Source organism: Brevundimonas sp. SS2672 (genome assembly GCF_059579685.1).
Window position 1 is genome coordinate 2,194,393 of the sequence record NZ_CM184201.1, and the last position, 25,513, is coordinate 2,219,905.

Genomic DNA, 25,513 nt, shown 5'->3' on the forward strand with positions numbered 1-25,513 from the left:
CAGGGCCGGATGAGGGGTCTCTCCGAAATCGAATGAAGGGCGGCAAGGCTAACGTCCCGCAACCCCTCATCCGTCAGGCTACGCCTGCCACCTTCTCCCACAAGGGGAGAAGGTGGCCTCAGCCCTTCATGCGCCAGGTCGCGCCTTGCGGGCCGTCCATGACGACGACGTTCAGCTCGTTCAGCCGGTCGCGGATGCGGTCGGCCTCGGCCCAGTTCTTGGCCGTGCGGGCGGCGGCGCGTTGCTCCAGCAAGCCCTCGACCTCGGCCTTCAGCCCTTCGTCGACGCCCGAGAACCACTCGGCCGGGTTGGCCTGCAGCACGCCCAGGATCGAGGCCGCCGCGATCAACTGCCCCTTGGCCGTCGCCACCGCGCCTTCGTCGCCCGCCGTCATGCCGCGCTCGATGTCGCTGGACAGGGCGAACAGGGCCGCCATGGCGCCCGGCGTGTTCAGGTCGTCCTCGATGGACTTCATGAACTCGACCGGCGGCTCCACGTCCGCCGCCTCGACCCCGGCTGCGCGGTGCAGGGCGCCGTAGAGGCGGTCCAGGTTCTTGCGGCTCTGCTCCAGCAGGGTCTGGTTCCAGTCCAGCGGCTGACGATAGTGGGCGCTCAACAAGGCCCAACGCACCACCTCGCCCGGCATGGCCTGCACCAGATCGTGCAGCAGCAGGACGTTGCCGATCGACTTGGACATCTTCTCGGCGTCCACGGTCAGGAAGCCGTTGTGCATCCAGTAGCGGGCGTATTCGTCGTGCGCATCGTCGCCGTGGGCGTGACCGTGGGCGCAGACCCCTTGCGCGATCTCATTCTCATGGTGTGGGAAGACCAGGTCGATGCCGCCGCCGTGGATGTCGATGGGCAGGCCCAGCGTCTCCTCGATCATGGCCGAGCATTCGATGTGCCAGCCCGGACGCCCTTCGCCCCACGGCGACGGCCAGGACGGCTCGTCCGCCTTGGACGGCTTCCACAGCACGAAGTCGTGCGGGTTCTTCTTGTAGGGCGCGACCTCGACGCGGGCGCCCGCGATCATGTCGTCCAGATTGCGCCCCGACAGCGCGCCGTAGGACGGATAGGACGACACGTCGAACAGCACATGGCCCTCGGCGGCATAGGCGCAGCCGGAATCGATGATGGCCTGAATCTGTTTGGTGATCGCCTCGATGTAGTCGGTGACGTGCGGCGCGATGTCGGGCGGCGAGACGTTCAGCAGGCCCATGTCGGCCAGATAGGCGGCCTCATAGCGGGCGGTGATCTCGCCGATGGCGACGCCTTCACGGGCGGCCTTGGCGTTGATCTTGTCGTCCACGTCGGTGACGTTGCGGGCGTAGACCACCTTGTCCGCCCCATAGGTGCGGCGCAGCAGGCGCACCAGAACGTCGAACACCACCGGCGGGCGGGCGTTGCCGATATGGGCGTAGTCATAGACCGTCGGGCCGCAGACATAGAGGCTCACCCGGTTCGGATCACGCGGCGCGAACAGGCGCTTTTCACGGCGCAGGGTGTCGTGGATGTGCAGGGCCATGGGTCAGGTCTTTTGCGAGTTTTCTTGCGGGACGGACGAGGTGTCCCATATAGCGGCCTGATAGACAGTCAGGGCCGCGCGCCCAAGTCCATATATAATAGTATTCTGAACAGGCGCTCTCGCCGCCGCCGGATCGTTTCATGAGCAGCACCCCCGCCAAGCCCGTCCTCGTCGCCAATGAGGCGTCCAAGCGCCCCAGCCGCGAACAGGCGCTGGAGGCCGTGCGCACCCTGATCGCCTGGGCCGGCGACAACCCCGACCGCCCCGGCCTGCTGGACACGCCCAAGCGCGTGGTCGACGCCTATGGCGAGTGGTTCGACGGCTATGACGCCGACGCGGGCAAGGAGCTGAGCCGCACCTTCGAGGACGTGACCGGCTATGACGACATGGTCATCCTGCGCGACATCGAGGTCGAGAGCCACTGTGAGCACCACCTGGCCCCCTTCCTGGGCAAGGCCTACGTCGCCTATCTGCCGGGCGAGAAGGTGGTGGGCATCTCCAAGCTGGCGCGGGTGGTCGAGATCTTCGCCCGCCGTCTCCAGAACCAGGAGACCCTGACCAACGACATCATCGACGCCATCGAATCGCACCTGCAGCCCAAGGGCGTGGCCGTGCTGGTCGATGCGGCGCACCAGTGCATGACGACGCGCGGCGTGCATCACCGCCACGTCTCGACCATCACCACCCGCTTCACCGGCGCCTTCAAGGACGACCCGGCGCTGGCCGAGCGATTCCTCAAACTGGCCCGAGGCTGAAATCCGGGGTTGAACCGGGGCTGAATTGATCGCGGCTAAGGCGGCTTTGCGCCGAATTCGCAATCTTATTCCCCCGGCGGCGTCATTTCCTCGCATTCGACGGCTTTACAAGCCCGCTTCAGGACGCCAAGAGACGAGCGAGACTTTCAGTGTGGTCCGCCGGAGGGTGCGGGCCTTGATGGAGACGAGGGCGTAATGGGCGCGAAACTTTCTTCGAGCGGCGGCGGCGGCGGCAAGCTGGCGCAACAGAACGCGGACATCAACGTGACGCCGTTCGTGGACATCATGCTGGTGCTGCTGATCATCTTCATGGTCGCGGCCCCGATGGCCACCGTGTCGATCCGCCTGGACCTGCCGCCGGCCACGCCGCCGGCCGCTGACGCCGAGCCGAAAGAGCCGGTCTACATCACCATCCAGGAATCCGGCTCGCTCTACATCGCCGAAACGGAAACCAACCTCTCCAAGCTGGCCGCTGACGTCTGCGCCGCTCAAGGCGCCGTGGCCGACTGCCGTGACGAGCGCGTCTTCGTCCGCGCCGAGCCGGAAGTGAAATACAACCAGTTCATGGAAGTCATGAACACCCTGCAGGAAAACGGCTACTTCAAGGTCGGCCTGCTGAACGAAGACATCACCTGATCGGGTCTTCAGCCGGATACGGAAAAGGGTCGCCCCCTCGGGCGGCCCTTTTTCTTTGCCCGTCCGGCTTTTCGGCGCTTGCGCCCTCCCCGCGTTCCGGCCTCAATGCGCGCCTCGATTGAGGGGGAGTAAATCATCATGCGTCGCCGTACCTTCCTGTCCGCCCTGCCGGCCGGAGCCTTGATGGCGGGGGCCGCCAACGCCCAGCAGACGCAAAGCGCCGCCGTCCCGCCTCCCGCCGCAACCTCCGTCCAGCCTGCGCCCACGCCCGATCCCTACGCCGGCGTCGGCATCGGCGACCGCATCACCGGGCCGCGTTTCGTCGGCCGTTCCACTGTCTGGGGCGCGAACGGCGCCGCGGCCACCGCCCACCCGGCCGCGACGATGATCGGCCTGGACACCCTGCGGCGCGGCGGCTCGGCCATCGACGCCGCCATCGCCATCAACGCCGCCCTGGGCTTCCTGGAGCCGACCGCCAACGGCATCGGCGGCGACGCCTTCTGCCTGATGTGGGACCCGGCCCAGAAGAAGGTCGTCGGCTTCAACGGTTCAGGAAACAGCCCTCGCGGCCTGTCGCTTGAAACGGCGCGATCCAGGGCCGGAGCCAACGGCTACCTGCCCCGCTACGGCGCGGTCACGGTCAATGTGCCCGGCACGGTCGACGCCTGGTGGAGCGCGCACCAGCGCTACGGCAAGCTGCCGTGGAAGGACGTCCTGCTGCCCGTCGCCGAACTGTGCGAACAGGGCGTGCCGGTGCCGCAGGTGGTGGCCTATTACCTCGAGCGCGGCATGGCCAACTTCGACCGGAGCGCCGCGACGATCGAGGAGAACGACAACCGCAAGAAGGTCTGGCTGACCGGCGGCCGCACGCCGAAGACGGGCGAGATCTTCGCCAACCCCGACCTGGGCCGCACCCTGCGCTTGATCGCGGAGGGGGGCCGCGACGCCTTCTACGACGGGGTGATCGCCGACCACATCGAGCGCTATTTCAAGCGCATCGGCGGCTGGATGACCCGCGCCGATCTGGCCGCCCACCGCACCGAATGGGTCGAGCCGCTGATGACCACCTATCGCGGGGTCGAGGTCTATTCGCTGGGCCCGAACACGCAAGGGCTGTCGACCAACCAGATCCTGAACATCTGCGAACAGTTCGACCTGAAGGCGATGGGCTTCCAGTCCGCCGCCTCCATCCACATCCAGGCCGAGGCCAAGCGCCTGGCCTTCGAGGACCGCGCCCGCTACTTCGCCGACGAGCGCTTCGCCAAGGCTCCGACCGCCTGGCTGAACTCCAAGGAATACGCCGCCGAACGAGCGAAGCTGATCAACCCCAACCGGGTCATGGACCGCGTCTTCCCCGGCGACGCGCCGACGCAGGGCGACACCACCTATTTCAGCGTGGCCGACAGCGAAGGCATGATGGTCAGCTGGATCCAGTCCAACTATCGCGGCATGGGCGGCGGCCTGACGCCGGACGGCCCGGACGGCCGGACGCTGGGCTTCATGTTCCAGAACCGCGGCGAGCTGTTCTCCCTCACCGACGGCCACCCGAACGTCTACGCCCCCGGCAAGCGCCCTTTCCACACCATCATCCCCGGCTTCGCCTGCAAGGATGGAGAGCCGTGGCTGGCCTATGGCGTCATGGGCGGCGGGATGCAGCCGCAGGGCCAGGCTCAGATCATCATCAACATGGTCGACTACGGCCTCGACCCGCAGGAGGCCGGCGACAGCCCGCGCTGGCAGCACTACGGCTCGTCCGAACCGACCGGCCAACCGGCCGAGGGCGTCGGCAAGCTGCACCTCGAATCCGGGGTGCCCGAAGCGACCAAGCGGCAGCTGACCGCCATGGGCTGGGACCTCGGCCCGCCCGACGGCGGTTTCGGCGGCTATCAGAACGTGATGAAGCAGATCAACGAGCAGGGCCGCTGGACCTACGGCGCCGCCACCGAGATGCGCAAGGACGGCAACGCCCTGGCCTATTGATCAGGTTGTTGACCTGACGCCACGTCAACCGGCTAGGGTTCGTTTCCAATCTGGACGGACCTGATGACCGATCTCGTCACGCGCGACTTCACCGCCCCGACCGCCGACGGCTATCCGCTGTCGATGCGGCTGGTTTCGGCCGCCCAACCTCGGATCGCCGTGCTGGTTTCGTCCGGCACGGGCTTTCCCAAGGGCTTCTACGAGCGCTTCGCCCGCTATCTGGCGGGCCGGGGCGCGGCGGTGCTGACGTATGACTTCCGGGGCATCGCCGGGTCGCGGCCGGACGATCTGAAAGCCATGCGGATGGACTATCCGGACTGGGGCCGTCTGGACATGCCCGCCGCCCTCGATGCCCTGATCGCGGCGGCGCCGGACCTGCCCGTCGTCCATGTCGGCCACAGCGTCGGCGGACATTTCCTGGGCTTCATGGCCAATCAGGATCGGATCGAGCGGCACGCCTTCGTCTCGGTCGGCACGGGTTGGTGGGGCGGGCACCACCGCAGCTACAATCCGATGGAGCTGTTCTTCTGGCTGGGCTTCGGACCGTTCAGCCTGATGCGGCACGGCTATATCAAGGGCGGCGGCCTGTGGGCCGGGACCGATCTGCCGCGCGGCGTCTTCACCACCTGGCGGCGCTGGTGCATGAAGCGCGCGTATTTCTCCAGGGAGTTGGAGACCAGCCTTCGGCCCCATCACTATGAGGCCGTGACCGCCCCGATCCGGTCCTGGATATTCACCGACGACCCTATCGCCACGCCCGGCACGGCGCGCGATCTGCTGAGCGTCTATCCCCACGCCCCCTCTGACATCAGCCTCCATGCGCCCGGCGACTTCGGCGTCCGCCGCATCGGTCACGAGGGCGCCTTCCGAAAGGGGATGGAGCCGTTGTGGGAGCGGATTTTCCACTGGCTGGACAATGGCGAGCCCTGAGCGCGCGCCTATATCCAGGGCTCCCCCTTACGGAGCCTCCCCATGCCCTATTCCGACCAGCCGACCGTGACCGCCTCAGGCGTCGAGATTCCGCTGCTCGGCTTCGGCACCTGGCAGCTGGAGCCCGAGGACGCCCGCCGCATGGTGCGCGAGGCCCTGCGCATCGGCTATCGCCACATCGACACCGCCTGGATCTACAAGAACGAGAAGGCGGTCGGCGACGGCATCGCCGACGCCGTGGCTGAAGGGATCGTCACGCGTGACGACATCTTCGTCACCACCAAGATCTGGGTCGAGCATTTCCATCACGACGCCCTGCTGCGTCAGGCCGAGGAATCCGCGCTCAGCCTGAGCCTAACGCCCGACCTGCTGCTGCTGCACTGGCCCAAGCCGACGCCGGCGCTGTTGGAAACCATCGGCGCCCTGAACGAGGCCCAGGAGAAGGGCTTCACCAAGCATGTGGGCCTGTCCAACTTCCCCTCGGCCCTGTTCCGCGAAGCCGTCGCCCTGTCGAACGCGCCGCTGATCACCAACCAGGTCGAGTATCACCCCTATCTGTCGCAGAAGACGCTGATCGAGACGGCGCGCGAACTCGGCTCGTCCATCACCGCCTGGTCGCCCCTGGCCCAGGGCAGGATCGCCGACGACGCCGTGATCAGCGAAATCGCCGGAACGCACGGCAAGACCAACGGTCAGATCACCCTGCGCTGGATCATCCAGCAGGGCGTCGTCGCCATTCCGCGCACCACCAGGGAAAGCCGGGCCGCCGAGAACTTCGGCGTCTTCGACTTCGCGCTGTCGGCCGATGATATGGCGCGCATCCACGACCTGGCCCGCCCGGACGGCCGTATCGGCGACTGGCTGGACGAGGCTTTCCAATGGGATCAGGATGCCTGATCTGACATGGTTTCAGGCGCTTCGCGAAGGAGGCGGTCTTGGGTTCGGTTCTGGGCTTTCCGGCGATTGACCCGCAGGACGCCGTCGTCGGCGCCCGCATCCGCCGCTGGCGCGACCGGCGCGGCGTCGCCTTCCTTGATCTGGCCGCCGCCATCGACCTGACGCCGGAAGCCCTGCGACGGGTCGAGGCGGGACGCGAGCGGCTGGATTCCGCCCGCCTGGACGCCGCCACCCGCGTCTTGCGCCTGCCGGTGTGGGCGCTGGTGTCGGACGCCCCGGCCTATTGATGCGCGCACGTCTGTATCGCGCGCTGTTCGCCGTGATCGGCTGGGGCGCGCTGGGCCTGCAGTACGCCCTGCTGCTGCAGAACAACCCCGGCGTCGGGGCGGGCGTGTTGACGCTGAACTTCTTCAGCTTCTTCACCATCCTGACCAATCTGCTGGCGGCGCTGGCCCTGACGGGGCCGGCGCTGGCGCCCGACGGTGCCTTGGGCCGGTGGAGCCGAAGCGAGGGCGTCCGGGCCGCCGTCGCCATGTACATCGTCGTGGTCGGCGTCGTTTATCACCTGCTGCTGGCCCAGACCTGGAATCCGCAGGGCTGGCAGAAGGTCGCCGATACGCTGCTGCACACCGTCATGCCGCTGGCCTTCGTCGGCGACTGGCTGCTGTTCACAGCCAAGGGGCGGCTGCGCTGGATCGACGCGATCAAGTGGCTGACGTTTCCGCTGGTCTACGGCGGCTGGACCCTGACGCACGGGGCGATGACGGGCTGGTGGCCCTACTGGTTCATCAATGTGGACGAGTTGGGGCTCGCTCGGGCCGCAGCGAGCTTCGCGGGCCTGTTGATCTTCTTCCTGCTGCTGGGCCTTGTCGTCGTGGCGATCGATCGCGCGTTCGGACGGCGTGACAGACGGCTCGCGTCCGCCTAAGCGTCAGCACATGGCCTACAAGTCCCTGCGCGATTTCATTGCTGTCCTCGAAGCCGACGGCGAACTGGTCCGTGTGTCCGAGCCCGTCTCCACCCATCTGGAGATGACCGAGATCCAGACCCGGCTGCTGCGCAACGGCGGCCCGGCGGTCCTGTTCGAGAAGCCGGTCATGCCCGACGGCACGATCAGCCCCATCCCCTGCCTCGCCAATCTGTTCGGCACGGTGAAGCGCGTCGCCATGGGCGTGACGCTGGAAGGCAAGCAACGCACCACGGCGGGCGAACTGCGCGAGGTCGGCGAACTGCTGGCCTTCCTGCGCAACCCGACGCCGCCGCGCGGCCTCGGCGACGCCATGGAGATGCTGCCGCTGGCCCAGACCGTCATGTCCATGCGGCCCAAGACAGTGAAGAAGGCCCCGGTGCAGGAGGTAGTGCTGAAGGGCGATCAGATCGACCTGACCGCCCTGCCCATTCAGGGCTGCTGGCCCGGCGAGCCGGCGCCGCTGATCACCTGGGGCCTGGTGGTGACCAAGGGGCCGTCGGACGAGCGCGAGGACGATTTCAACCTGGGCATCTATCGGATGCAGGTGCTGGGCAAGGACAAGGCCATCATGCGCTGGCTGGCCCATCGCGGCGGCGCCCAGCACTACGCCCGGCACCGCAAGGCTAAACCCAAGGAGCCCCTGCCCTGCGCCGTCGTGCTCGGCGCCGATCCGGGGACCATCCTGGCCGCCGTGACCCCGGTGCCGGAAACCCTGTCGGAGTATCAGTTCGCGGGCCTGATGCGCGGGTCAAAGGCCGAACTGGTCCCGTGCAAGACCGTGCCGCTGATGGTCCCGGCCCAGGCCGAGATCGTGCTGGAAGGCCACGTCCTGCTGGACGAGTTCGAGGACGAAGGCCCCTACGGCGACCACACCGGCTACTACAACTCGGTCGAGAAGTTCCCGGTCTTCCAGGTCAGCGCCATCACCATGCGCAAGGACCCCATCTATCTGACCACCTTCACCGGCCGCCCGCCGGATGAACCGTCGGTGCTGGGAGAGGCGCTGAACGAGGTCTTCATCCCCCTGATCCGCCAGCAGTTCCCCGAGATCACCGACTTCTGGCTGCCGCCCGAAGGGTGCAGCTATCGCATCGCCGTGGTGTCGATGAAGAAGGCCTATCCGGGTCACGCCAAGCGCGTGATGATGGGCTGCTGGAGCTATCTGCGCCAGTTCATGTACACTAAGTGGATCATCGTCGTGGACGACGACATCAACGCCCGCGACTGGAAGGACGTCATGTGGGCCGTCTCGACCAAGATGGACCCGGCGCGCGACATCACCGTCATCGAGAATACCCCGATCGACTACCTGGACTTCGCCAGTCCCGAGAGCGGCCTGGGCTCCAAGATCGGTCTGGACGCCACCGACAAGTGGGAGCCGGAGACCAAGCGCGAATGGGGCGAGGAAATCCGCATGGAGCAGGACGTGATCGACCGCGTGTCGGAGAAGTGGGCCGCGCTGGGTCTGCCGGGCGATGGGTCCCCGATCTGGAAGGCCTGACGCGGTTCCTGTGAGCCGTTTGCAAAAACTCGTCTCGCGAGAGAACCCTATAGGCTGATCGGCGTTCAGTTTCCCGGCCGAAGGAACGGCGACGCTTGGGGCGCGCTGATCGGCTTAGGGGAATCCATATGATTTCACGCACCAGCGCCGGCGTCGCCACGCTCGCACTCGCCGCCGCGCTCAGCCTTTCGGCGTGCGGCGACAGCAAGGGCAATGCCGAAAACCCGGCGCCCAAGTCGGTCGCTCAGGCGGCGGGCAACGAGGCCACTCAGGAAAAGATGAGCCTCTACATCGACGCCTTCAACGCGCTGATCGACGAGCATTGGGGCGTGTCGAAATACTTCGGCGACTATCAGAAGCTGGACATCCCGAACGCCTCCGCGACGGCGACGCTGCACTTTCCGGAGAACATCTCGCATCTGGAGCGCGCGATCGCGAAGCTGAAAGAAGGCCGGGCGCTGAACGGCGGCAATCAGGGCAAGAAGGCCGATGAAGCGGCCGACAAGCTGATCCCGCAACTGGAGGCCCTGCTGGCCCAGTGGCAGGCGCTCGACCCCTATTTCGAGTCCCGCGCCTATCGCGACGACGCCCTGGCCAAGGCCAAGGCGGCCCACGACGCCCAGACGCAGGCCTACCAGGGCAGCGTCGCCGGGATCGAAGAACTGGACGTCGCCCTGAGCGAGTATCAGCGCGCCAGCAACGCGGCCAAGCTGGAAGTCATGCGCAAGGGCGGCCACGCCGCGGAAGCCAGCCTGCTGGACGCCATGCAGAAGGCCGACCTGTTCACCAATGCGGTGATGGAGGACAACAAGGCCGAGGCCGACGCCCAGCTGCCGGCGATGGAAGCCGCCATCGCCAAGCTGCGCGAAGAGCAGGCCAAGATGCCGGCGGACAACAGCAACAAGTCCTACCTGTCCAGCATCGCCGACAACCTCAGCGGCATGGTCGGCGCCTATCGCGACTTCAAGCAGTCCAACTCGGACGGCTACCGCGAGCAGGTCGTGGACCGCTACAACAGCGCCATCGGCAACATGAACCGCGTGGAACTGCCCGCCTGACGACCCTGCGTCCGGCCGTCACGAGCGGCCGGACGCGCTCCTCGCGAAGTGCGTCGGGGTTGCCAGACGGCTGTGATCGGATCACGAAGGGCCTATGCGCCTTGACCGTTTCGTCACAGCGGCCGTCGCCGCCCTGGTTTGTTTCGCGAGCCCCGCCATGTCCCAGACCCCGTCCGCTTCCGTTCCCAACGAAGCCCCGTGGGACCAGGCCTTCCTGCCGCCCGCCCCGGCGTGGAACGGCGCCAGCCGCGCCCTGCTGCGGGGCGCCTCTGATCCGTGGGTCACGGGGTTCGAGGCCGATGCGACGCACGACTTCTCGCCGAACTACGCCGACACCCGCGCCTGGTTCGACCGGCTGGACGCCGCCAGCGACCTGATCCGCATCGAACAGTTCGGAATCTCGCCCGAAGGCCGCCCGATCTACGCCGTCATCGCCTCCAAGGACGGCGCGACGTTTGATCCGTCCAAGCCCGTCCTGCTGGCCCAGGCCGGCATCCACCCGGGCGAGATCGACGGCAAGGACGCGGGCATGATGCTGCTGCGCGACATCGCCTTCTACGGAAAAGACGGCCTGCTGGACCGCGCCAACCTGATCCTGATCCCGATCCTCAGCGTCGACGGGCATGAGCGGACCGGCCCCTATTCCCGCCCCAATCAGCGCGGGCCGCGCAATCAGGGCTGGCGCCACACGGCGACGAACCAGAACCTGAACCGCGACTTCATGAAGCTGGATCAGGTCGAGATGCAGGCCGTCATAGGCCTGATCCACAAATATCAGCCGGACCTCTACGTCGACATCCACGTCACCGACGGCATCGATTATCAGTACGACGTCACCTTCGGCTACAACGGCGAGGACGGCGTCTGGAGCCGCAGCCCGGCCATCGCGAAGTGGCTGGACGCCGCCTTCAAGCCCGCCATGTATGAGGCGCTGGAGATGCAGGGCCACATCCCCGGCGAACTGGTCTTCGCCATCGACGACCGTGATCCGAAGAAGGGCCTGAACGACGGCGGGCTGGGCGAGCGCTTCTCCAACGGCTGGGGCTCGGCGGCCCACATCCCGGCCATCCTGATCGAGAACCACAGCCTGAAACCGCACGAGCAGCGGGTGCTCGGAACCTATGTCTTCCTCGAACAGGCGCTGACGCTGCTGGCCGAAAAGTCCGGCGACCTGCGCGCCGCCATCGCGGCCGACCGCGCCCTGCGCCCCGCCGAACTGCCCGCCAATTTCGACAGCGACGACACGCCCTCGCGCACCCGCCCCTTCAAGGGCATCCGCTATGAGACCTTCGACAGCGTCGCCTCGGGCCGCCCCGAGATCCGCTGGCTGGGCCAGCCGGACGCCGAGCTGTGGCAGATGCCCTTCTACGGCTCGCACCCCACGCTGACGCTGCAGCGGCCGACCGCCTATTGGGTGCCGTCCTATCGTCAGGACGTGATCGAGCGCCTGCGCGTTCACGGCGTGCAGATGGAGACGCTGGACGCCCCGCGCACCGTCGCCGTCGACATGCTGCGCCTTGTCGATCCCAAGGTGTCGGGCCGCACCAATGAAGGCCATGTGCCGATCTCGGTCGGCGAAGTCCGGCCCGAGGCCCACGACTGGACCTTCCCCATCGGCTCCGTCCGCGTGCCGACCGATCAGCCGATGGGCGATGTCGCCATCCTGCTGCTGGAGCCGCAGTCGAACGAGAGCTTTTTCGCTTGGGGGATGTTCCCCGAGGTGCTGAACCGCGTCGAATACATCGAGGCCTACGCCATCGCCCCCCTGGCCGAAAAGATGCTGGCCGCTGATCCTGCGCTGAAGGCCGAGTTCGAGGCGAAGCTGGCCGCCGATCCCGCCTTCGCCGCCGACGGCGACGCGCGTCTGGCCTGGTTCTATGAGCGCACGCCCTTCTACGATCAGCGCTATCGCCTCTATCCCGTGGGGCGTGAAAATTGAGCCTGATCCCGACCATTCAGGCCGCCGCCCTGTGGGGCGGTCTGCTGATCCTGCTGCTGTTCGTCCTGTCGGGCGTGGTGGTGCGGCGCCGTCGTCAGCATCTGGTCGAGTTCGGCGACGGCGGGGTGCGCGAACTGGTCTGCGCCAGCCGCGCCTTCTCCAATGCGGCGGAATACATCCCCGCCGGAATGTGCGGCCTGATCCTACTGGCCTTCCTCGGCGCCCCGGCCATGCTGATTCATGCGGTCGGCGGGATGCTGTTCGCCGGGCGGGTGATCCACGCCCTGGGCCTGCTGTTCCAGGAAGGGCCGTCGCTGGGCCGCTCGGTCGGCATGATCCTGACCTGGCTGGCGCTTCTGGTGGCGGCGTTAAGCCTGATCGCTTGGTCCATCCTCTAAACCCTCTCCCGATGGGAGAGGGCTTGAGCCTCCAAGAGCGAAGCGATTGGAACAGGCGAAAGGGTGAGGGTTCGCGGGTGAAGTCGGCCGCAAGGCCATGGTGCGACGGCTTACGCCGACGGACAGGACAAGCCCCTCACCCTTTCGCGCAAGCACGATCGCTAACGCTCTCGTGCGCTCAAGCCCTCTCCCGCCGGGAGAGGGTATGCTGTTGCAGCCCGGCGTCCCCTCCGCCATATCGGGGCATGTCCGATAAGACGCCCTCCCCCGACATCCTGAACGATCTGATCTCCGCCGCGCTGAAGGCCGGCGCCGATGCGGCCGAGGCCGTGTCCGCCCATCGCGCCTCCCTGTCCGTCGGCGTGCGCAACGGCGCGCTGGAAGACGTCGAGCGTGAAGAGGCCCGCGATCTGGGCCTGCGCGTCTTCATCGGGCGGCGTCAGGCGACGGTGTCCGCCTCCGACCTGTCCGACGCCACCCGCGCCCGTCTGGTCGAGCGCGCCGTGGCCATGGCCAAGCTGGCGCCCGAAGACCCCTACGCCGCCCTCGCCCCGCAGGACCGTCTGGCCGCCGCGCCGCACGCGGACCTCGACCTGTATGACCCCGCCGAACGCTCGGCCGAAGCGCTGGAAGCCGCCGCCGCCGAAGCCGAGGCCGCCGCCCTGGCCGTATCGGGCGTGTCCAAGTCCGAGGGCGGCCACGCCTCATGGTCGGCCAGCGAGTGGCGCCTCGTCACCTCGCACGGGTTCGACGGCCGCCATCGCGGCAGCGCCTTTTCGCTGGGCGTCGGCGTCATCGCCGAAAAGGACGGCGCCATGGAGCGCGGCGGCGAGAGCCGCGCCGTCCGCCACCTGTCCGACCTGCCGGACGCCCAATCTATCGGCCTGAAGGCGGGCGAGCGCGCCGTCGCCCGCGTCGGCCCGCGCAAGATCGCCTCGACCACCGCCCCCGTCATCTTCGAAAACCGCGTCGCGACCCAGGTGCTGTCGCCCCTGCTGGGCGCCATCTCCGGCCCGTCGATCGCGCGCGGCAGCTCCTTCCTGAAGGACAAGCTGAACCAGAGCATCCTGCCGACCGGCGTCGACCTGATCGACGATCCGTTCCGCCCGCGCGGCCTCGGCTCCACCCCCTTCGACGACGAGGGCGTGGCGGTCCAGCGGCGCGAGATCGTCAGCAACGGCGTCCTGACCACCTGGCTGCTGAACACGGCCTCGGCGGCCCAGTTGGGCCTGCAGACCACCGGCCACGCCTCGCGCGGGCTGGCGGGACCGTCCGGCGTCTCGACCCACAACCTGCATCTGGCGCCGGGCGAAGGCGATCTGGACGCCCTGATGGCGCAGGCCGGGACGGGCCTTTTGATCACCTCCATGTTCGGCCCCTCGCTGAACGGCAATACCGGCGACTGGTCGGCGGGCGTGTCCGGCTTCTGGTTCGAGAACGGCCAGCGCGCCTATCCGGTCAGCGAAGTCACCGTGGCGGGCAATCTGATCGACCTCTACGCCCGCCTGCAACGCGCGGGCGACCTGGAGTTCCGCGGATCGTTCAACAGCCCCTCCCTGCTGTTCGACAAGGTGGCGATCGCGGGCAAATGAGCGATTACAGCGCCGACCTCGATCTGATCCGCGACGCGGCGCTGGCTGCGGGTCGGCTGGCGCTCGAACACCGCGAGGCTGGGCTGAAGGTATGGTCCAAGGACGGCGGCTCGCCCGTCACCAGCGCCGATCTGGCGGTGGACCAGTTGCTGCGCGACACGCTTCTGACCGCCCGTCCCGACTACGGCTGGCTGTCCGAGGAAACGGCCGACAGCACCGAACGCCTGTCGAAGAAGCGCATCTTCGTCGTCGATCCGATCGACGGCACCGTCGCCTTCATGAAGAACAAGCCGTGGTGGTGCGTGCCCATCGCCGTGGTCGAAGACGGCCGCCCCGTCACCGCCGTCATCCACGCCCCCATGATGGACGAGGTGTTCGAGGCCACCCTCGGCGGCGGCGCCCGCCTGCAGGGACGGCCCATCAGCGCATCCGACACCGACGATCTGGAGGACGCCGAACTTCTGGCCGACGCCCGGCTGATGGAGGCGCGCGAATGGGACGAGCCGTGGCCGCCGATGCGCTTTTCCAAGCGCAACGCCCTGGCCTATCGCATGGCGCTGGTGGCGGCCGGGGCCTTCGATGCCGCCATCGCCATCAGCCCCAAATGGGACTGGGACGTCTGCGCCGGCTGCCTGATCGCCGAGGAGGCGGGGGCCAGGGTCAGCGACCATATGGGCCGTCAATGGCGATTTAATCGCCCCGATCCGCGTCAAACCAGCCTGATATGCGCCGCGCCGGCCCTTCACCCGTTGATCGTGAGGCGCACAGCGCCTATCCCGCTGGCCATCTGATCTCCCCTGCAATGGATCCCCTCTCCATGGCTGACGCCCCCCACGACCCCCAACTGCTTCACCTCGTCATCGGCGGCGAGATGCGCCACCCGGCCGAGCCCGTCTTCCGCGACCTGTCCCAGGTCGAGTTCGTCGGCGCCTTCGGCAACTATGAAGAAGCCAAGAAGGCCTGGAAGGCTCGCGCCCAGGCGACCGTCGACAACGCCCACATGCGCTACTTCATCCTGCACGCGCACAAGCTGATCGATCCGCGCACCGACGGCTGATCGGCGTTCACGGCTTGGTCAGGCCGCTGTTCAGGAACCGCAGGGGCGGCTGATGCGCTTTCCCATCAGCCGCCTTTGTTCATGAACAGGATTCGCCATGCTGCCGACCCTCATCGTTCTGCTTCTGGTGGTCGTCGCCGTGGCGGCGATCGTCTGGGTCGTGCGCAAGGGACCCAAACACATCCCCCGCCCCGGCGAGGACCAGGACACCGCCTGGAACGACCCCATCACCCCCGCTGACCGGGATCCGCGACCTTGACGCTGTTCGGCCAGACGCTGGACGGCCAGCAGGTTTTCGGCCTGATCTCCTTGATCGCCGTGCTGGCGTTGTGGCTGGTCGTTCTGGCGCGCCAGCGTAATCACGTCCGCCAGATCAAGCGGTGGAAGAAGGACCAGACGCGCAAGACCCCGCCGCCCGCCGCCGGACGCGGCCCCTGGGGTTGAGCCCTATTCGCGCCTCAACAGGCGATCGACGACCAGCTTGCCCCACCAGCCGGCCTTGAACTCGGCGCGGATCGCCCTGGGGTCATAGGCGTCGCTCTCGACCCAGTCCTCGAAGCTGACGCCCGTGGGTTCGACCTCGGCGACATATTTCTCGAGCGTATAATCCAGCACGCCGGTCAGCCCCTCGCGGCTGTGCAGGGTGCGCTTGCTCAATTCGGACATGGCCGCCGAGATCGGCTCGCCCAGGTGGAAGTGGCGATAGAAGACCGCCATCATCCCCGCCCGGTCCGCGCCCGACTTGCAGTGAATCAGCGCCGGATACTCCATCGTCTGAAACAGGGCCTTGGCCCGGCGCACCCGGTCCTTGCCCGGCGGATCGCGCGAATCCAGCGGCGCGTCGATCAGGGTCAGGCCCAGCCGTTCGCAGGCGTCCTTCTCCAGCCAGTAATAGGCTTCGTCCCTCTGGCCGCGCAGGTTGACGACCGTCTTGATCCCCTGCCGCTTCCACCAGGCCAGTTGGCGCGGCGAGGGCTGGTTGGTTCGCACCAGATCCGGCCCCAGCCAGTGGGCGTTGGTGAACGCCGTGCGCAGGAAGGCGTGATCCTTCCAGAAATAGGAACAGCGCGCCTTGAAACGGCCGAATGGCGTAGTCAGATCGTAGCGCCCCATGACGGCCAGATAGCGCCGTTTGCACCCGGCGTCACCCGCCCGGCGCCGCCTCTCCTGAGCGCGGCCGCTTGACTTGACGCCTCAGCCGTTCGACCGAAGGCCGATGACCGTTCCCGCTCCCCATGCCGACGCCCGCGAGCCGCTGCGGCCCCTGCTCGCCCGCATCTGGCGCGAGTATCTGTCGCGGCACAAGCCGGCCTTCTTCACCTCCATGCTGCTGGCGGGGGTGTCGGGCGGTCTGACGGCCCTGCTGCTGAAGTTCCTTGAGCCTGCGATCGACCTGCTGTTCGGCCAGCATCAGGGGCCGGTGACGATCTGGAAGACCGTCACCATCCCGGCGGACAAGGTGCTGATCGCCATTCCCCTGTTCATCATCGTCGTGGCGGTGATCCGTTCGCTGAGCATGGCGGGTCAGGCGGCGCTGGTAAACCGGCTGGGCCACGGCATCGTCGGCGACATCCAGAAGCAGTTGTTCTCGGGCATGATCCGGGCCGACCTGTCGCGCCTGCGCAGCCAGCATTCGGGGACGTTCGTCTCCTCCGTCCTGTTCGACGCCAACCTGGTGCGCGAGGCCTTCACCTCGGGCGTGGTCAACTACACCCAGAACGCCCTGATGCTGCTGGGCGTCATCGTCGCCATGGGCTTCATCGACCTGCCGCTGACGCTGATCGTGCTGCTGGGCGTGCCGGTCGTCAGCTGGATCATCCGCCGGTTCGGCAAGAAATCGCGCAAGGCCGCGCGCGGAGCCATGGTCGAGACCGAGGCCCTGTCCAGCGCCCTGATGGAGAACCTGGACGGCGTCCGCGTCATCAAGATCGAGAACCGCGAGGCGGCCGAGGAAGCCCGCGTCTCCACCGTCATCGACCGCCGCCAGCGCCACGTCATCAAGGGCGCCGACAGCCGCGCCTTCTCCGGCCCGGCCAGCGACATCGTCGCCTACGGCGTCGTCGCCGCCGTCATGGCCTATGCCGGGTGGAGCGCAAGCCAGGGAGAGATGACGGTCGGCGCCTTCGCCTCCTTCATCGGCATGTTGCTGCTGGCCGGCCAGGCTCTGCGCCAGGTGACCAACCTCACGACGGTGCTGAGCGAGGGCTTCACCGCCGCCCGCCGCCTGTTCGCCGCCCTGGACATCGAACCCGAGATTCGCGAGGCCAATGACGCGGCCGTGGTCGCGCCCGGCCCCGTCACCGTCGCCCTGGACCATGTCAGTTTCGCTTATCATGCAGACGAGGACGGGTCCGCCCCGACCCTGTCGGACGTCAGCCTGCACGTCTCGCCGGGCGAGACCATCGCCCTGGTCGGCCCGTCGGGCGGGGGCAAGTCGACTATCCTCAGCCTATTGCCGCGCTTCTATGACGTGACGGCGGGACGGGTGACGCTGAACGGCCGCGACATCCGCGAGCTGAGCTTGCCTTCCTTACGCGACCACATCGCCCTGGTGACGCAGGAGCCTTTCCTGTTCGACGACACCATCGCCGCCAACATCGCCTATGGCCGCCCCGGCGCCACGGCCGAGGACATCGTGGCCGCCGCCCGCGCCGCCGCCGCCCACGACTTCATCGCCGCCCTGCCCGACGGCTACGCCACCCGCGTGGGCGAGGCGGGCGCTCGCCTGTCCGGCGGGCAGCGTCAGCGCATCGCCATCGCCCGCGCCTTCCTGAAGGACGCGCCCATCCTGCTGCTGGACGAGGCGACCAGCGCGCTCGACACCGAGAGCGAGGCCCTGGTTCAGGCCGCGCTGGAGCGGCTGATGGACGGCCGCGCCACCCTGATGATCGCCCACCGCCTGTCGACGGTGAAGAACGCCGACCGCATCTACGTCATCGACGGCGGCCGCGTGGTCGAGGAAGGAACCCACGACGCCCTGGTGGCGCGCGGCGGTCTCTACGCCCGTCTGGCCCGGCAGCAGTCGCTGGACAGCGACCCGGTCGCCCCCTCGCCTCTTTCGACTTTGCCGCCTCTGGTCGAGCTTCCCGACGAGACCGGCGCATGAGGCCGCTGCGCAACCCCGCCATCCAGAACGCCATGGCCTGGACCCTGGCCCAATGGATGCGCTTCTGCATCGCCACCATCCGCTGGACCCATGAGAACGAGGCCGCGGCCGAAGAGGTCTGGCGTGACGGCGGCGGGGTGCTGTGCGCCTTCTGGCACTCGCGCATCGCCCTGGCCCCGTCCTGCTGGCCCCAGGATCGGGCTCAGCCCGCCAAGGCCCTGATCTCCCTGTCCGCGGACGGCGAGTTCATCGCCAAGGCGATCGCACGCCAGGGCTTCCCCGCCGTGCGCGGCTCCTCGGCCAATAAGGACAAGGCCAAACAGGCCAAGGGCGGGACACAGGCCCTGCGCGACGGTCTGAAGCAGTTGAAGCTCGGCGCCCTGGCGCTGACTCCTGACGGCCCGCGCGGTCCGGCGCGTCAGATGGCCGAGGGCCTGCCGCTGATGGCGAAGATATCCAAGGCGCCGGTGCTGTTCATCGGCATGTCGTGCAGCCCGGCGATCCGGCTGAACAGCTGGGACCGCGCCCTGCTGCCCCTGCCCTTCGGCAAGGGCGCCGTGGTCTGGGACAAGGCCTGGTATCCCGAAGGCGGCGATCTGGCCGAGGTCGCCGCCGAGTGGGGCGAGCGCCTGACCGCCGTCGAGGCCCGCGCCGACGCCCTCACCGGGCTGGAGCGCGTCTGAGCGTGTCCTTCAGCCCCGCCCTGATCGCCTATCAGCTGCTGACCCGCCTGCTGGAGCCGCTGGCCCCGCGCCTGCTGGACGCCCGCGTCCGCAAGGGCAAGGAAGACCCCGCCCGCGTCGATGAACGGCTGGGCCTGCCCGGCCTGGCGCGCCCCGACGGGCCTCTGGTCTGGATCCACGGCGTCAGCGTCGGCGAGGCCCTGTCGATCCTTCCGCTGGCCGAGCGCATCCGCAAGGACCGGCCCGACGTGACGGTTCTGGTCACCACCGGCACCCTGACCTCGGCGCAGGTGCTGGCGACACGCCTGCCGCGCGGCGTCATCCATCAGTTCGCCCCAGTGGACGCCCCCTCGGCGGTCGCCGCCTTCCTCGACCACTGGCGGCCCGACGTCGGCGTCTTCGTCGAGAGCGAGCTGTGGCCCAACCTGCTGACCACGGCGCAAAAGCGCGGCGTGCCCCTGGCTCTGGTCAGCGCCCGCATCACCGACAAGACGGCGCAGGGCTGGAAAAAGGCGCCCGGCATGGCCCGCGCCCTGATGAACGGCTTTTCGCACGTCTGGCCACAGGATCAGGACAGCGCCGACCGGCTGACGGCGCTGGGCGCCCGCGTCGACGGTCAGGTGAACCTGAAGCTGTCCGGCGAGCCCCTGCCCTATGACAAGGGCGAGTTCGCCCGCCTGTCGGCCCTGATCGACGACCGCCCCGTCGTCGTCGCCGCCAGCACCCATGAGCATGAGGAAATGGCCATCGTCGGCGCGCTGGATCATCTCGCCGACCGCCTGTTCCTGATCGTCGTGCCGCGCCACCCGGAACGCGGCGACGCCATCGCCGAGGCCCTGAGCCGCGACGGCTACGGCTTTGCGCGCCGCAGTCATGGCCAGCCGATCTGCGACCAGACCGACATCTATCTGGCCGACACCCTGGGCGAGCTGGGGCTGTTCCTGCGGCTGGCCGATGTGGTGGTCATGGGCGGCTCCTTCGCCCCCGCGCTGGGCGGCGGGTCGGTCGGCGGCCACAATCCGCTGGAGCCCGCGCGCCTCGCCAAACCCATCGTCACCGGCCCCGACGCCAGCAACTGGCAGGCCGTGACCCGGATGCTGAAACAGGCAGGCGGCCTCGTCTCCGTCCTGTCGCCCGCCGAACTGCCCTCGGTCGTCGGCCCCATGCTGGCCGACCCCGAGGCCGCCCGCGACATGGGCGAGCGCGCGCGGCGATCCGCAGAGGCCGCCGCCGCCGGGCTGGACCGCCTGTGGCTGGCGCTTCAGTCCCACCTGCCCGCCGCCCCTTCACGCAGGCGCCCATGAAACTGAACACCCCCCGCTGGTGGTACAGCCGCGACCGCCGCCACGCCCCGATGACGCGGATGATGCTGAAGCCCGCCTCATGGCTGTGGGCGGGCGTGACGGCGCGCAAAATCGCCCGCGCCACGCCGGTCGATCCGGGCGCAGCGGTCATCTCCATCGGCAATCTGACGGTCGGCGGATCGGGCAAGACCCCCGTCGCGCGCGAGACTCTGCGCCTGCTGCGCGCCCAGGGCGTCAACGCCGCCGCCCTGTCGCGCGGCTATGGCGGCGAACTGGAAGGCCCGGTCCGCGTCGACCTGAGCCATCACACCGCCGCCGATGTCGGGGACGAACCCCTGATGCTGGCTCAGGACGCGCCTGCATGGATCGCCCGCGACCGCGTGGCGGGCGCCCGCGCCGCCGCCGCTGACGGCGCCTCCGCCCTCGTACTGGACGACGGCCACCAGAACCCGGCGCTGAAGAAGACCCTCAGCCTGATCGTGGTCGATGGCGAGACGCGCGGCGACGAATGGCCGTTCGGCGACGGCTCGGTCTTCCCCTCCGGCCCGATGCGCGAGCCGCTGAAGGCCGGGCTGGCGCGCGCCGACGGCGTGGTCGTCATGCTGCCGACCGACATGGTCGCCGCCGATCCCGAACTGCTGGAGGTCTTCGGCGACCTGCCCGTCTTCATCGCCCGGCTGGAACCCGCCGCCCCGCCGCCGCCCGGCCCCCAGGTCGGCTTCGCCGGCATCGCCAAGCCGTGGAAGGTCGAGCGGTCTCTGATCGCCGCAGGCTGCGATCTGAAGGACTTCGTCCCCTTCCCCGACCACGCCGCCCTGTCCGACCGCGACTTCGCCTTCCTGAACGACCGCGCCGCCGTCTATGAGGCGGGCCTCGTGACTACGGAAAAGGACTGGGTGCGCCTGACGCCCGACCAGCGCGCCGCCGTCGCCGCCTGGCCCGTCGCCGCCCGGTTCGAGGATGAAACGGGGTTCGCAGCCTTTGTGATGGGCGCCCTCTGATCCGACCGCCCTGCGTCGGAGTCAGATGTGCGGGTTGTCGAAAATGTCCTCGATCGGCCGCTCGAACAGGGCGGCGATGCGATAGGCCAGATCCAGCGAGGGGTCGTGTTTCTCGGTCTCCAGGGCGTTGACCGCCTGGCGGGAAACCCCCAGCGCCTGTCCCAGCTGTTCCTGGGTCCAGTTGCGCTCGACGCGCAGCAGCTTCAGCCGGTTCCTCATCAGTTCGAGGTCCGAATGAAGGGCGCCGCCAGGCCGAACGCCGCCCAGAACAGCGGATAGATCAGCCAAGCCGGCAGGTGCGGCGCCCCGGCGAAACTCTCTCCGAAGCCCCAGAAGGTCGCGACCGCCATCGCCATGCCGGAGGCGATGATGAACTGCTTGGCCGTGACCATGCGCACGAACTCGTCGCTTTCACGCATCAGGGCCAGCGTGGCCCAGATCTGACCGATCACCGGTGCAGAGACGGCCGCCGCCAGGACCCAGCCCGCAGGCTTTCCCATGACCCCGTCAAAGGCGTCCGTGGTCATCATCGCCACGCAGATCGCCACATAGGGAGCCATGAAGGCGAACGTCCGCAGGACGTAGCGACGCCCTGACGGCGTCTGTTGTCTGGAAAGGGTCATCATGACAGTCGCTCCTGACTTTATGTAAGGAAAACCTTACAACGCCATCATGTCATGTCAACCTTACTTTTTATCAGCATGTCCTGACATTATTGCCAGCCGCTTCGACCGCCCCTAGCTTGAAGTCATGCGTAGTGTTCCCGCCCTTGTCGTCGCCTTCCTGACGGCCGCCGCCCCTCTTGCCGCGCTTGCTTCGCCGCCTCCGCCCTTCCTGGTCCAACAGGATGTTCGCGGCGCGAGCGACCATGACGACCTGCCCCGCATGGACGGCGCGCGCATCCGCGCCTGGCGCCAGTTGTCCGTCGCCGAAATCACCCTGCCCACCGGCGCGGTCGCCGAAGGCGACACGCCGCAGAGCGCTCTGCGGCTTCAGGGTCAGATCAGCCATCTGGACTATGTCATCCGCCCGGCCGTCGCGCCGATCGACATGGCGCGCCACTATGAAGAAGCGCTGCGCGAGGGGGGCTATGAGACCGTCTTCGCCTGCACCGGCATCGCCCGCTGCGGCTCGGGCATGGGGGCGCTGATCCTGCTGAGCGACACGGTGGCGCCTGCGGGCTTCGCCGACGGCGTCTTCAACGATCAGTTGCGGGTGGTCGTGGCGCGCAAGGGGGCGACCTGGGTGCTGCTGCACATGACGCGCGGACCGGATCGGTCGCTGGTCTATCAGGCCGTGATCGAGGGCGCCCGTGAGCTCGAGTAGACGGATCGCCGATCCAGTCCGTTTCATCCGCGACAACACCCGCCTTCAGCCCGTCTCGCACACGCCCGAGATTTCCCTGTGGCTGGCCGACGAGGTCACGCCCATCTGGCGGCTGACCGAAGAAGAACTGGGCGAGATGGGCCTGCCGCCGCCCTTCTGGGCCTTCGCCTGGGCGGGCGGACAGGCGCTGGCGCGCTGGCTGCTGGATCACCCCGACGAAGTCACGGAGCGTCGCGTGCTGGATCTCGCGACCGGGTCGGGACTGGTGGCGATCGCGGCGATGAAGGCGGGCGCCGCGTCGGTGCTGGCCGCCGACATCGACCCCTTCTGCGCCGCCGCCGTGGCCGCCAACGCCGAAGCCAACGGCGTCGAGATCGCCTTCACCGCGGACAATCTGCTTGAGGCCCCACCCCCCGCATTCGACGTCATCTGCGCGGGGGACGTCTTCTATGAAGGGCCGATGGCCGAGGCGGTTCTGGCCTGGCTGAAGCAGGCGCGGGCGGCCGGGACGACCGTGCTGGTCGGCGATCCCGGCCGGACCTACTTCCCGGCCTCGGGCCTGACCCGGCTGGCGGAATACAGCGTCGAAACCACGCGCGAGCTGGAGGACCTGGAGGTCAAACGCACCCGCGTCTGGGGGCTGGACGCTTAGGGGGCAGGGCTCGAAACCGCCGCAGCCCCCTCTGCCGTCATCCTCGGGCTTGACCCGAGGATCCAGTGCGGCGGCGCGCTCTACCCTGCCAACGTCACGCAGGCGGATGGCTGGATCCTCGGGTCAAGCCCGAGGATGACGGCAGGAAGGGGGAGCGGATAACGGCAGGAGAGCGCGACGGCGGGCAATTGATGCTGAAACGCTCCGCCTCACCCGCACCCTCTCCGCCGCCCCGCCTCAGGCGTCCCGGGGCAGGACGGTCAGCACCCGCGCCATATGCTGGTGGAAGGCCTCCATATAGTCGCGCAGGAACTGTTCCGTGGAGGGCACAGTGACGTTGCCGTCGTCGTCGATCAGGCCCGGCGTCAGCTGAATATAGCCTTCGGGCGCATTCATCTGCGGGGCCTGGAGGAAGCCCAGCACCGGCCGCAGCGCCTGCTGGGCCAGGGCCGTGCCGATGGCCCCGATCGAGGCGCCGATCACCGCCGTCGGCTTGTTCTTGAAGGCATTGCTTCCATAGGGGCGACTGGCCCAGTCGATGGCGTTCTTCAGCCCGCCGGGCATGGAACGATTGTATTCCGGCGTGACGATCAGGATCGCATCGGACCGCTTGATCGCCGCCTTGAAGTCGTTGGCGACGGCCGGATAGTCGGCGTCATAGTCATAGGAATAGAGCGGCAGCTCGCTGAAGCCGATCTCGTGGAACTGCAGCTTCTCGGGCGCGAGTTTGACCAGGGCCTTGGCCAGCTTGCGGTTGATCGAACCCTTGGCCAGACTGCCGATGATGTAGCCGACGTTATAGGTGGTCATGATAGGCGTCCCGCTGAATGAGGGCGGCGTGCGCCGCCGCTGGCGAGGAAATGCCCCAGCAAGCTTGGCGGTTCCGTATCAGACGCGCACGGCCTGGCGACTTCGCCCCGCCTCGCCGAACACCCGCAGATAGCGCTCGATCTCAGTTCGGTCGCCGGTGGCCTTTTCGACGTTATCCGACAGCTTGACCGCCGGGCGGCCCGCCGCCTGCGTCACCTTGCAGACCAGCGACAGAGGCAGCAGTTCGGGCGCCTCTACGGGGGCGCAGTCGCGGAAGTCGTTGGTCAGGTTGGTGCCCCAGCCGAAGCTGGTCCGCACCCGCCCCTTGAAGTGGGCGTGGGCCGCCTCGATGCCGTCGACATCCAGCCCGTCGGCCAGAACCAGCAGGCGCTCACGCGGATCGCGCCCCTTGGACGCCCACCACTTCATGATGATCTCGCCGCCCTCGATCGGCGGAGCGGGATCGGGACGGAAGCCCTTCCAGTCGGCCAGCCAGTCAGGCGCGTCATTCAGGAAGGCTTCGGTGCCGAAGGCGTCCGGCAGGGCGATCAGCAGATTACCATCATAGGCCGCGCGCCATTCCTCCAGCACCCGATAGGGCGCCGCGCGCAAGGCCGCCTCGTCCTCGCCCGCCATCGCGGCCAGCACCATCGGCAGTTCGTGGCCGTTGGTGCCGATGGCCTCAAGGTCGTTGTTCATCGCCAGCAGCACGTTGGAGGTGCCGATGAAGGCGCTTCCCAGCCCCTCCTTCAGCGCCTCGACGCACCAGCCCTGCCACAGGAAGCCGTGGCGGCGACGCGTGCCGAAGTCGGACAGGGCCAGCGGCTCCAGCTTCCTCAGCCGCTCGATCTTGCTCCACAGCTTGGTCTTGGCGCGCGAATAGAGGATGTCCAGTTCGAACCGCCCCATGCGGCGCAGGGCGCGGCGGCTGCGCAGCTCGTTCAGGATCGACAGGGCGGGGATTTCCCACAAGGTGACGTCGGCCCAGTTTCCGGAAAACTCGAGCCGGTACTGTCCGTCGGCGCTGCGAGACAGGTCGTAGTCCGGCAGGCGATAGTCGGCCAGCCAGGCCAGAAAGTCCGGGCTGAAGATCGACTTCACCCCATAGAAGGTGTTGCCGCCCAGCCAGATCAGTTCGCGGTTGGTGAAACGCAGGGACCGGGCGTGGTCCAGTTGGGCGCGCAGTTCGGCCTCGTCCACTTCCTCGGCCAGACGCACCGAAGTCGTGCGGTTGATGACCGAGAAGGTCACCGGCACATCGCGGAACCGGCGCCAGATCAGTTGCAGCATCAGCAGCTTGTAGAAGTCGGTGTCCAGCAGACTGCGGATGATGGGGTCCAGTCGCCAGCCGTGGTCATAGGCCCGCTTGGCCAGGTCGATGCTCGCCATGCCG

Annotated in this window: 28 protein-coding genes; 22 read left to right on the forward strand and 6 right to left on the reverse strand. The window is 68.0% G+C overall.

Annotation, left to right across the window (positions count from 1 at the left end; genetic code table 11):
- Nucleotides 1–118 precede the first annotated feature (118 nt).
- Nucleotides 119–1,525: a cysteine--tRNA ligase gene (cysS, locus tag AC52GN_RS10940; RefSeq protein WP_496527059.1), complete on the reverse strand. Its 1,407-nt coding sequence runs from the start codon at nucleotides 1,523–1,525 to the stop codon at nucleotides 119–121.
- Nucleotides 1,526–1,665: 140 nt separating this feature from the next.
- Between cysS and folE the strand changes: the two genes are divergently transcribed.
- The 16 genes from folE to AC52GN_RS11020 all read left to right on the forward strand — a co-directional run bounded on the left by folE (nucleotide 1,666) and on the right by AC52GN_RS11020 (nucleotide 15,682).
- Nucleotides 1,666–2,280: a GTP cyclohydrolase I FolE gene (folE, locus tag AC52GN_RS10945; RefSeq protein WP_338578186.1), complete on the forward strand. Its 615-nt coding sequence runs from the start codon at nucleotides 1,666–1,668 to the stop codon at nucleotides 2,278–2,280.
- A gap of 195 nt (nucleotides 2,281–2,475) precedes the next feature.
- On the forward strand, nucleotides 2,476–2,916 hold the full coding sequence (locus AC52GN_RS10950; RefSeq protein ID WP_291776734.1) for a biopolymer transporter ExbD: 441 nt from the start codon (nucleotides 2,476–2,478) through the stop codon (nucleotides 2,914–2,916).
- A 138-nt stretch (nucleotides 2,917–3,054) separates the two neighbouring features.
- Nucleotides 3,055–4,896: a gamma-glutamyltransferase family protein gene (locus tag AC52GN_RS10955; protein ID WP_496527060.1), complete on the forward strand. Its 1,842-nt coding sequence runs from the start codon at nucleotides 3,055–3,057 to the stop codon at nucleotides 4,894–4,896.
- A gap of 63 nt (nucleotides 4,897–4,959) precedes the next feature.
- Entirely contained in the window at nucleotides 4,960–5,826 is an 867-nt protein-coding gene (locus AC52GN_RS10960) for an alpha/beta hydrolase family protein (protein ID WP_496527061.1), read from the forward strand.
- Nucleotides 5,827–5,868: 42 nt separating this feature from the next.
- On the forward strand, nucleotides 5,869–6,723 hold the full coding sequence (locus AC52GN_RS10965) for an aldo/keto reductase (protein ID WP_496527062.1): 855 nt from the start codon (nucleotides 5,869–5,871) through the stop codon (nucleotides 6,721–6,723).
- A 38-nt stretch (nucleotides 6,724–6,761) separates the two neighbouring features.
- Entirely contained in the window at nucleotides 6,762–7,010 is a 249-nt protein-coding gene (locus AC52GN_RS10970; RefSeq protein ID WP_291776742.1) for a helix-turn-helix domain-containing protein, read from the forward strand.
- Nucleotides 7,010–7,651, forward strand: coding sequence for a Pr6Pr family membrane protein (locus AC52GN_RS10975; RefSeq protein WP_496527063.1), 642 nt, complete (start codon nucleotides 7,010–7,012; stop codon nucleotides 7,649–7,651). Before AC52GN_RS10970 ends, AC52GN_RS10975 begins: the two co-directional genes overlap by 1 nt.
- A 10-nt stretch (nucleotides 7,652–7,661) precedes the next feature.
- A complete protein-coding gene (locus AC52GN_RS10980; RefSeq protein WP_496527064.1) occupies nucleotides 7,662–9,194 on the forward strand; it encodes a UbiD family decarboxylase in 1,533 nt (510 codons plus the stop codon).
- 128 nt (nucleotides 9,195–9,322) lie between these two features.
- On the forward strand, nucleotides 9,323–10,252 hold the full coding sequence (locus AC52GN_RS10985) for a DUF3829 domain-containing protein (RefSeq protein ID WP_453988811.1): 930 nt from the start codon (nucleotides 9,323–9,325) through the stop codon (nucleotides 10,250–10,252).
- Nucleotides 10,253–10,409: 157 nt separating this feature from the next.
- Nucleotides 10,410–12,191, forward strand: a complete 1,782-nt coding sequence (locus tag AC52GN_RS10990; protein WP_496527065.1) for a M14 family metallopeptidase — start codon at nucleotides 10,410–10,412, stop codon at nucleotides 12,189–12,191.
- Nucleotides 12,188–12,589 carry an MAPEG family protein gene (locus AC52GN_RS10995; protein ID WP_291776752.1) on the forward strand — a complete coding sequence of 134 codons (402 nt, stop codon included), beginning with the start codon at nucleotides 12,188–12,190 and terminating at the stop codon, nucleotides 12,587–12,589. The genes AC52GN_RS10990 and AC52GN_RS10995 overlap by 4 nt, the downstream gene beginning before the upstream one ends.
- A 245-nt stretch (nucleotides 12,590–12,834) precedes the next feature.
- A complete protein-coding gene (locus tag AC52GN_RS11000) occupies nucleotides 12,835–14,181 on the forward strand; it encodes a TldD/PmbA family protein (RefSeq protein ID WP_496527066.1) in 1,347 nt (448 codons plus the stop codon).
- Nucleotides 14,178–14,972 carry a 3'(2'),5'-bisphosphate nucleotidase CysQ gene (locus tag AC52GN_RS11005; protein ID WP_496527067.1) on the forward strand — a complete coding sequence of 265 codons (795 nt, stop codon included), beginning with the start codon at nucleotides 14,178–14,180 and terminating at the stop codon, nucleotides 14,970–14,972. The genes AC52GN_RS11000 and AC52GN_RS11005 overlap by 4 nt, the downstream gene beginning before the upstream one ends.
- A gap of 11 nt (nucleotides 14,973–14,983) precedes the next feature.
- Nucleotides 14,984–15,238: a DUF4170 domain-containing protein gene (locus AC52GN_RS11010; protein ID WP_409450040.1), complete on the forward strand. Its 255-nt coding sequence runs from the start codon at nucleotides 14,984–14,986 to the stop codon at nucleotides 15,236–15,238.
- 97 nt (nucleotides 15,239–15,335) lie between these two features.
- Nucleotides 15,336–15,497, forward strand: a complete 162-nt coding sequence (locus tag AC52GN_RS11015; protein ID WP_291776759.1) for a hypothetical protein — start codon at nucleotides 15,336–15,338, stop codon at nucleotides 15,495–15,497.
- Nucleotides 15,494–15,682 (forward strand): hypothetical protein, encoded by a 189-nt coding sequence (locus tag AC52GN_RS11020; RefSeq protein WP_496527068.1) that lies wholly within the window; start codon nucleotides 15,494–15,496, stop codon nucleotides 15,680–15,682. The genes AC52GN_RS11015 and AC52GN_RS11020 overlap by 4 nt, the downstream gene beginning before the upstream one ends.
- A gap of 3 nt (nucleotides 15,683–15,685) precedes the next feature.
- Here AC52GN_RS11020 and AC52GN_RS11025 read toward each other — a convergent pair whose 3' ends face one another.
- Complete coding sequence (locus AC52GN_RS11025) at nucleotides 15,686–16,351, reverse strand: protein tyrosine phosphatase family protein (RefSeq protein ID WP_496527069.1); 666 nt, start codon at nucleotides 16,349–16,351, stop codon at nucleotides 15,686–15,688.
- A gap of 103 nt (nucleotides 16,352–16,454) precedes the next feature.
- Here AC52GN_RS11025 and AC52GN_RS11030 point away from each other — a divergent pair, with 103 nt between their 5' ends.
- Genes AC52GN_RS11030 through lpxK form a run of 4 tightly spaced genes read left to right on the forward strand, consistent with a single transcriptional unit; the run spans nucleotide 16,455 to nucleotide 21,332 of the window.
- Entirely contained in the window at nucleotides 16,455–18,344 is a 1,890-nt protein-coding gene (locus AC52GN_RS11030) for an ABC transporter ATP-binding protein (protein ID WP_496527070.1), read from the forward strand.
- Nucleotides 18,341–19,027 carry a lysophospholipid acyltransferase family protein gene (locus AC52GN_RS11035; protein WP_346520945.1) on the forward strand — a complete coding sequence of 229 codons (687 nt, stop codon included), beginning with the start codon at nucleotides 18,341–18,343 and terminating at the stop codon, nucleotides 19,025–19,027. The genes AC52GN_RS11030 and AC52GN_RS11035 overlap by 4 nt, the downstream gene beginning before the upstream one ends.
- Nucleotides 19,028–19,029: 2 nt before the next feature.
- On the forward strand, nucleotides 19,030–20,331 hold the full coding sequence (locus AC52GN_RS11040) for a 3-deoxy-D-manno-octulosonic acid transferase (RefSeq protein ID WP_496527071.1): 1,302 nt from the start codon (nucleotides 19,030–19,032) through the stop codon (nucleotides 20,329–20,331).
- Complete coding sequence (lpxK, locus tag AC52GN_RS11045; protein WP_496527072.1) at nucleotides 20,328–21,332, forward strand: tetraacyldisaccharide 4'-kinase; 1,005 nt, start codon at nucleotides 20,328–20,330, stop codon at nucleotides 21,330–21,332. The genes AC52GN_RS11040 and lpxK overlap by 4 nt, the downstream gene beginning before the upstream one ends.
- 21 nt (nucleotides 21,333–21,353) lie before the next feature.
- On the opposite strand, the gene AC52GN_RS11050 is transcribed toward lpxK, so the two are convergent.
- Entirely contained in the window at nucleotides 21,354–21,551 is a 198-nt protein-coding gene (locus tag AC52GN_RS11050) for a helix-turn-helix transcriptional regulator (RefSeq protein WP_343828786.1), read from the reverse strand.
- Nucleotides 21,551–21,958: a hypothetical protein gene (locus AC52GN_RS11055; RefSeq protein ID WP_291776776.1), complete on the reverse strand. Its 408-nt coding sequence runs from the start codon at nucleotides 21,956–21,958 to the stop codon at nucleotides 21,551–21,553. Before AC52GN_RS11055 ends, AC52GN_RS11050 begins: the two co-directional genes overlap by 1 nt.
- A gap of 124 nt (nucleotides 21,959–22,082) precedes the next feature.
- Between AC52GN_RS11055 and AC52GN_RS11060 the strand changes: the two genes are divergently transcribed.
- Nucleotides 22,083–22,658: a hypothetical protein gene (locus AC52GN_RS11060; RefSeq protein WP_291776778.1), complete on the forward strand. Its 576-nt coding sequence runs from the start codon at nucleotides 22,083–22,085 to the stop codon at nucleotides 22,656–22,658.
- Nucleotides 22,645–23,310: a class I SAM-dependent methyltransferase gene (locus AC52GN_RS11065; protein WP_496527073.1), complete on the forward strand. Its 666-nt coding sequence runs from the start codon at nucleotides 22,645–22,647 to the stop codon at nucleotides 23,308–23,310. Before AC52GN_RS11060 ends, AC52GN_RS11065 begins: the two co-directional genes overlap by 14 nt.
- 237 nt (nucleotides 23,311–23,547) lie before the next feature.
- Here AC52GN_RS11065 and AC52GN_RS11070 read toward each other — a convergent pair whose 3' ends face one another.
- Nucleotides 23,548–24,120: an NADPH-dependent FMN reductase gene (locus AC52GN_RS11070; RefSeq protein WP_291776781.1), complete on the reverse strand. Its 573-nt coding sequence runs from the start codon at nucleotides 24,118–24,120 to the stop codon at nucleotides 23,548–23,550.
- 78 nt (nucleotides 24,121–24,198) lie between these two features.
- Nucleotides 24,199–25,509 carry a nicotinate phosphoribosyltransferase gene (locus tag AC52GN_RS11075; protein ID WP_496527074.1) on the reverse strand — a complete coding sequence of 437 codons (1,311 nt, stop codon included), beginning with the start codon at nucleotides 25,507–25,509 and terminating at the stop codon, nucleotides 24,199–24,201.
- Nucleotides 25,510–25,513: the final 4 nt, after the last annotated feature.